Source organism: Psychrobacter sp. BI730 (assembly GCF_013414195.1).
Taxonomy (GTDB): Bacteria; Pseudomonadota; Gammaproteobacteria; order Pseudomonadales; family Moraxellaceae; genus Psychrobacter.
In genome coordinates, this window is record NZ_JAATTV010000016.1 from 33,094 (window position 1) to 42,624 (window position 9,531).

Below are 9,531 nucleotides of genomic sequence, written 5' to 3' on the forward strand. Positions count from 1 at the left end.
TGATAGTTATAAAGTGATTGGTTAATTGGTTGAGTCTAGCTTACTATGCTGCTCAGCTAGAGCCCATTCGATATGCTCATCTAGCATGTCATTATGTATGGTTAATTTAGATTTTAACTGTTCGACTACTTCTAAGCTGGCATTAGCATTGCCAAGGCCGATAGCGATATTACGTAAAAAATTCACATAGCCGGTGCGTCTTAGCGGACTACCTTGAGTGTTCTTCATAAAGTCGGCTTCTTGCCACTGCCATAGTTCAAGCAAGCTACTATTATCCAGTCCATGCCTTGGTGCGAAGTCATCAACGGTAGTTAGATTGGCATAACGATTCCATGGACAGATTAACTGGCAATCATCACAGCCAAAGACCCGATTGCCAATCGCGCGTCGATATTTAGTATCGATGACACCATCATGCTCGATAGTCAAATAAGAGATACAAGCAGAGGCGTTGAGCTCATGGGGCGCTACAATTGCTTGAGTAGGGCATATGTCAATACAAGCGCTACAACTACCGCAATGCTCCTTGACTGGTTTGTCATCGGGTAGCTCAAGGCTCAAAAACAGCTCACCAAGCACAAAAAATGAGCCAGCTTGCTTATTTATAAGTAGTGTATGTTTACCTGTCCAACCGAGACCTGCTGCATCTGCAATCGGCCGCTCAAAGATAGGCGCCGAATCGCTAAAAGGTCTAAACACAAATTCTTTTTCTGAACCGATATCCAAATGTTGCCATTCAGGCAGCATTGTTTCTATCTTTAAAGCCAATTGCTTTAAACGGCTACGCATTGTCTTATGGTAGTCGCGCCCTCTTGCATAACGCGCAATGATGCCTTTATTAGGATGGTCGTTATCACTGACAGCACGCGGTGTGGGTGCTTGAGTTAGATAGTCCATACGTACGCTGATGATGGTCTTTGCGCCCTCGACTAACTGATCAGGATGAGCGCGCAGATCATGATTATTATGCATAAACTGCAGCTGGCCCTCATAGCCTTTATCTAGCCACTTCTGTAGTTGTTCAATTTGCTTAGTAAACAAAGGATGATGCACAGATAGAAAACCACAATCAGCAAATCCTAGTGCCTGTGCTTGTGCTGTAATCCACTGCTTAATATCAGCTGTGGTTGTAAATACAGTTGGGTTCGTAATGGTAATTTTGTTTTTATCAGTAGGCATAGATAGTAGGTGCTTATTAGATGGTTTTCTCGTTTGTTTTAATCAGATTATTCATATCTGACAATCAGAGATAATGTAAATACGGCTATGATAAGCCAGTGAGCAATGAGTGCAAGTATAAAAGAAAATAAACTCACATTCATATTGATACATAAGTCGAGGTAAGCTTTTGCTAAGCTGATACGAGAAATGAGCAACCAAATTTAAATAAAATAAAAAATGAGTAGAAACACCAAGGATAAGTTATGAGAAATAATACCAATTTATTACCTATAAAAAATACAAAACCTATCGCGCTATATAATAGTAAGCAGGTTTATGCGATGGAACAGGCTTGGTTTTCACAAGGATACGACAGTTTTGGTTTGATGAAACAAGCGGCTTGGCAAATGACACAGCAAATAGAGCAGATTTATGAGCAAAGAAACGTCAGTGCCAGCCATTCTACCAATACTAACATTTATCACCGTAGTGCTCATCCACGTCAAGCAAGTATCTGGGTAGGGAACGGTAATAATGGCGGTGATGGCTGGCTCATCGCTCATTATTTACAGCAAGCTGGCTGGCAAGTAGAAGTAATAACGGTTGGCTTTAGTGAAAATGATTTTGATCTCCATGATCAATCAGTAACTTCTAAAACTCCTAACAATGGAGACAGCGATAGTAGCAATATTACTGACTCGATAAAGGCATTACAGATAGCTTTAGCTAGCAGCTGTCACTATCAACGATTTGAAGACATTGTTAGTCACGATGATGCGGATAAAAGACACTTGCCAGCTGATATCTATATCGATGCATTATTTGGTATTGGCTTAGATCGTGCACCAGAAGTCGTTTATAAATCAGCTATTAAAGCTTTTAACAACGTTACTCAGAAAAATAACACACTAGCAATAGCAGTTGATATTCCAAGTGGTTTAGTGGCTTCTACTGGTGAAGTGTTCGAGCGCATAGCAATACAAGCTGACGTGACTCTATGTTTGATTGCGCGTAAGTTTGGTCTGCATACTAAAGATGGTACAGATTATAGCGGAGACGTAATCGATATACCGTTGATACCTTATCAAAAAGCATGCCAGCAAACAGCTAGCCATCATACGATAGCTGAGAAAAATGCCAGTCAAGCATTTGAGCCAGTTGCCACGTTGATGACGGCTGCACATAGTATGAATCTGCGTCGCCAAAACAGCTATAAAGGCAGCTATGGTCATGTGCTAGTCATTGGCGGAAATCGCATCGATGGCTCTCAGGGTATGGGTGGTGCTGCCATACTGTCTGCAGCCAGTACGATGGCGACAGGTGCTGGTAAAATAACAGTTGCCTGTCATGAGGCTTTTCATGGGTCGTTACTGACTTCATTGCCAGATGCGATGACTATTAATCTACATGACGCAAGCGGCGTAAGAGATTTAATCAAGCAGGCCAGTGTCGTTGCCATTGGGATGGGACTTGACCGTGACGAAAAAGCCAACGCATTATTTATTGATTATGTACAGGCTGCTATAGAGAGTGAAAAATCAATTGTGATCGATGCTGATGGTCTTTATCACTTGGCATCACTGCACATGGGTAATCATGAGCTAATAACAGAGCTACGAAAATACAGTACGAATCATCGGGTTTGCTTGACGCCACATAGTGGGGAAGCAGCTAGATTACTTGAGCAAAAAGTAAGTAAGATTGAGTCCAATAGACTGCAAGCTATAAAACAGTGCGCTGCAACATATGGTGGTGACTGGGTATTAAAAGGGGCAGGATCGTTAGTGTTAGAACAAGAAGAGGGAAAAGAAAGAGTATATGTCTGTAATGTGGGTAATGCTGGCATGGCAACCGCTGGCATGGGTGATGTGCTATCTGGGGTGACCGCTGGACTATTGGCACAGCAAGATTTATCAGCAGAGGCACGTAGCTTACATCAAGCGGTTCTTATACATGGGTTTGCAGGAGATGTATTAGTAGATCAAGCGAATAGCGACACCAATACATTGCTAGTGGGCCAACGAGGGCTACAAGCTCAAGATATGCCAGCAGCCATTCGTCACGTTATGCAGCTTATGATAGTTTGATATTTGCTTTCAAGAGATTTGACTAGGTAGAAGAGTTGGAGCAATACTGTGTAATCGCTTGCTGTACGCGCTCGCGCTTAAGCTCAATCTCACGACCATCTAGATACTGACGTTTACCGTTGGCATCCATCTCATAGATACGGCCGCCGACATTTAAGTTGGTCAGATTATTACGCAATGATTGGCAGCGCTGAGCATTAGCCTGAGCTTCTTGTTCTTTAATACGTGCTTCAAGTGCTGCTACTCGCTGTTCTTCTGCAGTTTGAGCATTGCTGCTCTGGTTGGGATCTGTTTTCCCTGCCATTTGTCCTGCGTTGTTCTGTCTACCGTCACTACGAAATTCAATCAGTTCGATATTTTTACCGACTTGCGGTGCATGTTGGCTATATTTTACTTCACCATGTGCCCCAATAGATTTATAAACTTGAATGGCCTGACTGGCATTCATGGACAGCATTAGCATACACGCAGTACTCATCAACAGTTTGGCAGCGGTATTTATCTTAGACGCATATGCCATAGTAGCGATCCTTTTATTTAATAAAAATCAAATGTATATGGGTGTAAATATAACACTTGAACGTTTTATTGGTAGTAATAATGTGTCGACTATCGATTCTAGCAAATAATACTTATCAATGTATATTATTTAATAACTATTAGTTTGGGATAGGCTTTAGAAGTTTTTCTTGACAATAACTCGTAAACCATCGAATATAATAGCAGTTGATTGGTCAGTGAGCGGCTTTTACGATGTTGCCGTGGCACTTGAGAAAGAAAACGATGAGTTACTTATCGGTAGCTTACGCAGTTTTATTTCCTTTGTGATAATGATATAGCAAGCATAGTGGCACAACGACCACTATTGATAGCGATACATTGTCTCCGGACTTATCTGTCTACAATGACTAAGATAAACTTATTATTTGAAATGTGCTAAATGTGTTTTTAGCAGTTGTATCAAACGCGATATAATATGCCGTTAAGAGATTTCCCCAAAGCCTATTGTAAGTTTTAAAAATCTTATAATTTAGTATTGGCCATGAAGTTTTTTTGCTTGTATATATCGATGCATCTGTACAAATAAAGTCACAATAGGTACTTGCTAGTATCAAATCTCAATAATAAGCGTCTTCTTTTATAGATGCACTCGCATCTTGTCACTGTATATCGATAAACATCCATCACAAAGCTGACCTAAAATACACTGCTATGTTTGATTAGTATTGTCCTATGAGACAGTTTTAATTAAACCTATTGGGCAGATATTCTTGATATGGACAAGAATTAGCGATCATTCAATAAGTGAAAATAACGACAGTAAGTAATTGTTTTTACTCATAGAATCCCGCAAATTCTCGCCGCAAAAAAAGGTGATGACAGTGACGCAAACCACGCAAAGTCCGAACATGACGGGACATACCCAAACGGGTAATGCCGCCAAAAATTTTGAACAAAAGCAACAACGTCTTGCAGAAGGTAGTGCACAGCCTGTGATGCTATCGGGCGCTGAAATGCTGGTGCAAGCACTGACTGACGAAGGTGTCGAATACATCTTTGGCTATCCAGGTGGTGCGGTCTTACATATTTATGATGCGCTGTTTCAGCAAGAAAATATTGAGCACATCTTAGTACGTCACGAGCAAGCAGCGGGCCACATGGCTGATGCTTATTCGCGAGTGACTGGTAATACTGGCGTCGTGTTGGCCACATCAGGCCCTGGTGCGACTAATACCGTGACAGCTATTGCTACTGCCTTTATGGACTCTGTACCAATGGTTGTAATCGCAGGTCAGGTGCCAAGCAGCCTAATCGGTGAAGATGCTTTCCAAGAAACAGATATGGTAGGCGTATCACGTCCTATCGTTAAGCATAGCTTCCAAGTACGCCATGCTAGCGAAATTCCAATGATTGTAAAAAAGGCATTTTATATTGCCCAGACTGGTCGCCCAGGCCCTGTCGTCATTGATGTGCCAAAAGACATGACTGCGCCTAGCGAAAAATTCGCTTATGAATATCCAGAAGAAGTATTTATACGCTCGTATCAGCCTTCACTCAAAGGTCATAGTGGTCAAATCAAAAAAGCCATTGAAACGCTATTAGCAGCGCAGCGTCCAGTTGTATATGCAGGCGGCGGTGTGATTTGGAGCAATGCGCACGAAGAATTAACAGATCTTGCACATCGTCTGAATTTACCAGTGACCAACACCTTGATGGGTCTTGGTACGTTCCCTGGCTCTGATCGTCAGTTCTTAGGTATGCTTGGCATGCACGGTACTTACGAAGCCAATATGAGTATGCATCACGCTGATGTGATTTTAGCCGTCGGCGCGCGTTTCGATGATCGTGTGACCAACAACGTTAAAAAATTCTGCCCTAACGCAACCATCATTCATATCGATATCGATCCTGCGTCAATTTCAAAAACGATTCTTGCGCACATTCCTATCGTAGGCGATGTGAAATCGGTCTTAACAGACATGCTAGAGATTGTTGGTCAAGACAAACAGTTAGAGCAGCACGCATTGCTCGATTGGTGGTCACAAATTAATGAGTGGCGTAAGCGTCATGGCTTACGTTATGACACCAGCACAGATAATGGTATTAAGCCACAAAGTGTTGTACAAGCTCTAGATAAAGTGACTAACAGTAACGCTATTATCACAAGTGACGTTGGTCAGCATCAGATGTTTGCGGCACTTTACTATACTTACAATGAGCCACGTCAATGGCTGAATTCAGGTGGTCTTGGTACCATGGGTGTTGGTCTGCCGTATGCAATGGCTGCCAAACTTGCCAATCCTGAGCGTGATGTGGTTTGTATCACGGGTGAAGGCTCTATTCAGATGAATATCCAAGAGCTATCGACCTGCTTGCAATATAACTTACCAGTTAAAATTCTGAACATTAACAATGCGCAGCTTGGTATGGTGAAGCAGTGGCAAGATATGCTGTATGAAGGTCGTCATGCCCAGTCTTATATGAACTCCTTACCAGATTTTGTCAAATTGGCTGAAAGCTATGGTCATGTCGGTATCAAAATTACTGACCCTGCGACCATGGAAGCACAATTGGCTGAAGCAATGGCTATGAAAGACAAACTGGTATTTATCGATGTTTACGTCGATCGTAATGAGCATGTATATCCAATGCAAATCGCTGGACAGGCCATGCGTGATATGTGGTTAACAAAAGGGGAGCGTACCTAATGCAACAACAACATCTGATTTCGGTATTGATGGAAAACGAAGCGGGTTCGTTGTCGCGGTTAGTCGGCTTGTTCTCACAACGTGGCTACAATATCGAAACTTTGAACGTCGCACCTACTGATGACCCAAGTATCTCACGTCTAACAGTTACGACTATTACGTCACCTGAAAGAATTGAGCAAATCACCAAACAATTGCATAAATTGATTGAAGTGGTTAAAGTGCTTAATCTGACGGAGAACGTACACGTTGAGCGTGAATTGATGCTCATCAAAGTCCGCGCAACAGGCGGTGTTCGTGAAGAGATTAAACGTAGCGCAGACATTTTCCGCGCACAAATCGTCGATGTAAATTCTAACTTATATACGATTCAAATCGTGGGTGACAAAGCCAAACTTGATGGTTTTATCGATGTGATTGGCCGTGAGCGCATTATGGAAGTGGTTCGCTCAGGTGTTATCGGTATTGCCCGCGGTGAAAAAACACTAAGCATTTAATTATTTATCAAAACCAGTTTAAACCAATATTTATTTATCTAATCAACAAAGCGCTTATCTTAGTTATTATATTGACTACAGCATAAGCGTTTACTATCCATGGCAAGCCATGATTGAGAACAAGGACTCTATTTATGAACGTTTATTATGACAAAGATTGTGACCTATCTATTATCCAAGGTAAAAAAGTTGCCATTATCGGTTACGGTTCACAAGGCCATGCACACGCGCTTAACCTACAAGATTCAGACGTCGATGTAACTGTTGGTCTACGTGCAAACTCAAGCTCATGGAAAAAAGCTGAAAATGCTGGTCTAAAAGTCGCTGAAGTAGAAGAAGCGGTAAAAGCTGCTGACGTTATCATGATTTTGACGCCTGATGAGTTCCAAAAAGAGCTTTATAATGATGTGATCGAGCCAAACATTAAAGAAGGCGCGACATTAGCTTTTGCTCACGGTTTCGCAATCCATTACAACCAAGTTGTCCCACGTGGTGATCTTGATGTCATCATGGTTGCACCGAAAGCACCAGGTCATACTGTACGTTCAGAGTTCGCTAAAGGTGGCGGTATTCCTGATCTTATCGCTATCTATCAAGACGCTTCTGGTCAAGCCAAACAGTTAGCATTATCGTATGCTGCTGGCGTAGGTGGTGGGCGTTCAGGCATCATCGAAACAACGTTCAAAGATGAGACTGAGACGGATCTATTCGGTGAGCAAGCCGTACTTTGTGGTGGTGCAGTAGAGCTAGTTAAAATGGGCTTTGAGACACTAACAGAAGCGGGCTATGCACCAGAAATGGCTTATTTCGAATGTCTACATGAGCTAAAGCTTATCGTTGACTTGATGTATGAAGGCGGCATCGCTGACATGAACTACTCAATCAGTAACAACGCTGAATACGGCGAATATGTTACTGGCCCTGAGGTTATCAATGAGCAGTCACGTGAAGCCATGCGTAATGCATTAAAGCGCATCCAGTCTGGTGAATACGCGAAGATGTTCATCTCTGAAGGCGCAACCAACTATCCATCAATGACTGCGCGTCGTCGTAACAACGCTGACCATCAAATCGAAATCACTGGTGCTAAGCTACGTGGCATGATGCCATGGATCGGTGGTAACAAAATCATCGATAAAGACAAAAACTAAGTTTTATACAAATGAAAGTCTTATTCAGATAAAAATCTGATTTAGATTAAATAGCCCATGTTATCACTTGATAGCATGGGTTTTTTTATGCAAAGTATTTGATAGATGCTTTTCGCTTTTATTTGAATCAGGGTTATCGGTTGAAAACCAGTAATTGCTACCCAATATAAGCAGGCACCTTAACATTGGCCAAAGTGCCTTTGCGATTAACATCCGTCATTGTTCCAACCCGTTTCTAAGTATTCGAAGCGGACGGATGCTTCATTCTCACTTTCTATAGATAATAGGTTGTATGCTGTGCAAATATCTTATTCAGACTGGCTAACGCCGCAATTCGTATATATTACTCTTAGCGCTGTGGTAGCAGTTTTAATTTGGATAGAAGGGGAGATGCTCAAACAGACCGATGGTAAACTGCCTCAATCTAAATTCTTCAAAGTCAGTTCATTGTTAGATACTCTATGGTTCTTCATATCAGTAGTGGTTTTATACGTTATTGATTTGACCCCATTAGCTATCGCAGTGCCTGCAGCATATGGCATATACACGACCTTTGGTTGGATATATGGTACCAAGCTGCTGAAGCGCAAAGGCATCCCTGACTCTCCTAAAGATTTGGTGATTCCAGCAAAATATATTGCCTACAGTCAGTCATTTTCATTGGTGTTTTTTGCGTTATGTTTGCTCGTATTGAGTTCAGCATGGCTACCGACATCACCATTGCAGTAACTAATATTCCAACCTACTATTGACTATGTTGCCTTATCTAATTAGTGAGTTGCTGATGAAGTTGTAGTATATCTATAAATAAAAACCATTTCATATCAATAAGATATGAAGCTGATTACTATCGATATTAGTTTGTAACAATGGTTAGTATTTATTTACAAAAATCAGCAATTTAGACTGTTCCTACCATAGAAAACTGTTATAATCAGACGGTACTCAAAATATTTGAGGCAAAAAATCCAAATTTTCTTTAAGATTGTTTAGTATTTTTGGCCGCCGCATTTAGCAGAAAATATTAGGGTATATATCAATTAATCGGTGATGACACAAGTCTCGCCAACAGTTAAAGAGTCAGGAAAATTTATGTCAGATAAAGTTGAAGGCACTGTAAAGTGGTTTAATGAAGCTAAAGGTTTTGGTTTTATCGCTCAAGACAACGGCGGACAAGACGTATTCGCTCACTACAGCGCTATCCAAGGTAACGGTTTCAAAACTCTAGCCGAAGGCCAAAAAGTGTCTTTCATCTTAGGTGATGGCAAAAAAGGCCCACAAGCTGAGCAAATCGAAGCTATCTAATCTCATTTATTATTAGGTTAACTGCTTGTCAGTAAACTTAATGACAATAAGATTATCAATATGCATTGATTACTTTGTTTGTTAAAACAATAAAAATACTGTATCGACTTTAAAAAGAAGC

Annotated in this window: 8 protein-coding genes; 6 read left to right on the top strand and 2 right to left on the bottom strand. The window is 41.3% G+C overall.

The window, feature by feature from the left end; translation table 11 throughout:
• Positions 1-21: 21 nt before the first annotated feature.
• Positions 22-1,179, bottom strand: coding sequence for a tRNA epoxyqueuosine(34) reductase QueG (gene queG / locus HCZ91_RS11875; RefSeq protein WP_179799537.1), 1,158 nt, complete (start codon positions 1,177-1,179; stop codon positions 22-24).
• Between the two features lie 245 nt (positions 1,180-1,424).
• Between queG and HCZ91_RS11880 the strand changes: the two genes are divergently transcribed.
• A complete protein-coding gene (locus tag HCZ91_RS11880; protein WP_179799538.1) occupies positions 1,425-3,248 on the top strand; it encodes an NAD(P)H-hydrate dehydratase in 1,824 nt (607 codons plus the stop codon).
• A 22-nt stretch (positions 3,249-3,270) separates the two neighbouring features.
• Here HCZ91_RS11880 and HCZ91_RS11885 read toward each other — a convergent pair whose 3' ends face one another.
• Complete coding sequence (locus HCZ91_RS11885) at positions 3,271-3,768, bottom strand: DUF4124 domain-containing protein (RefSeq protein ID WP_179799539.1); 498 nt, start codon at positions 3,766-3,768, stop codon at positions 3,271-3,273.
• A gap of 976 nt (positions 3,769-4,744) precedes the next feature.
• Here HCZ91_RS11885 and HCZ91_RS11890 point away from each other — a divergent pair.
• From HCZ91_RS11890 to HCZ91_RS11910, 5 genes are all read left to right on the top strand, one after another.
• Complete coding sequence (locus tag HCZ91_RS11890) at positions 4,745-6,457, top strand: acetolactate synthase 3 large subunit (RefSeq protein ID WP_197411831.1); 1,713 nt, start codon at positions 4,745-4,747, stop codon at positions 6,455-6,457.
• Positions 6,457-6,954 (top strand): acetolactate synthase small subunit, encoded by a 498-nt coding sequence (ilvN, locus tag HCZ91_RS11895; RefSeq protein ID WP_057758828.1) that lies wholly within the window; start codon positions 6,457-6,459, stop codon positions 6,952-6,954. The genes HCZ91_RS11890 and ilvN overlap by 1 nt, the downstream gene beginning before the upstream one ends.
• Positions 6,955-7,088: 134 nt before the next feature.
• Complete coding sequence (gene ilvC, locus HCZ91_RS11900) at positions 7,089-8,105, top strand: ketol-acid reductoisomerase (RefSeq protein WP_101204856.1); 1,017 nt, start codon at positions 7,089-7,091, stop codon at positions 8,103-8,105.
• A gap of 297 nt (positions 8,106-8,402) precedes the next feature.
• Complete coding sequence (locus tag HCZ91_RS11905) at positions 8,403-8,834, top strand: hypothetical protein (RefSeq protein WP_179799541.1); 432 nt, start codon at positions 8,403-8,405, stop codon at positions 8,832-8,834.
• 363 nt (positions 8,835-9,197) lie between these two features.
• Positions 9,198-9,410: a cold-shock protein gene (locus HCZ91_RS11910; protein WP_057758834.1), complete on the top strand. Its 213-nt coding sequence runs from the start codon at positions 9,198-9,200 to the stop codon at positions 9,408-9,410.
• Positions 9,411-9,531 lie beyond the last annotated feature (121 nt).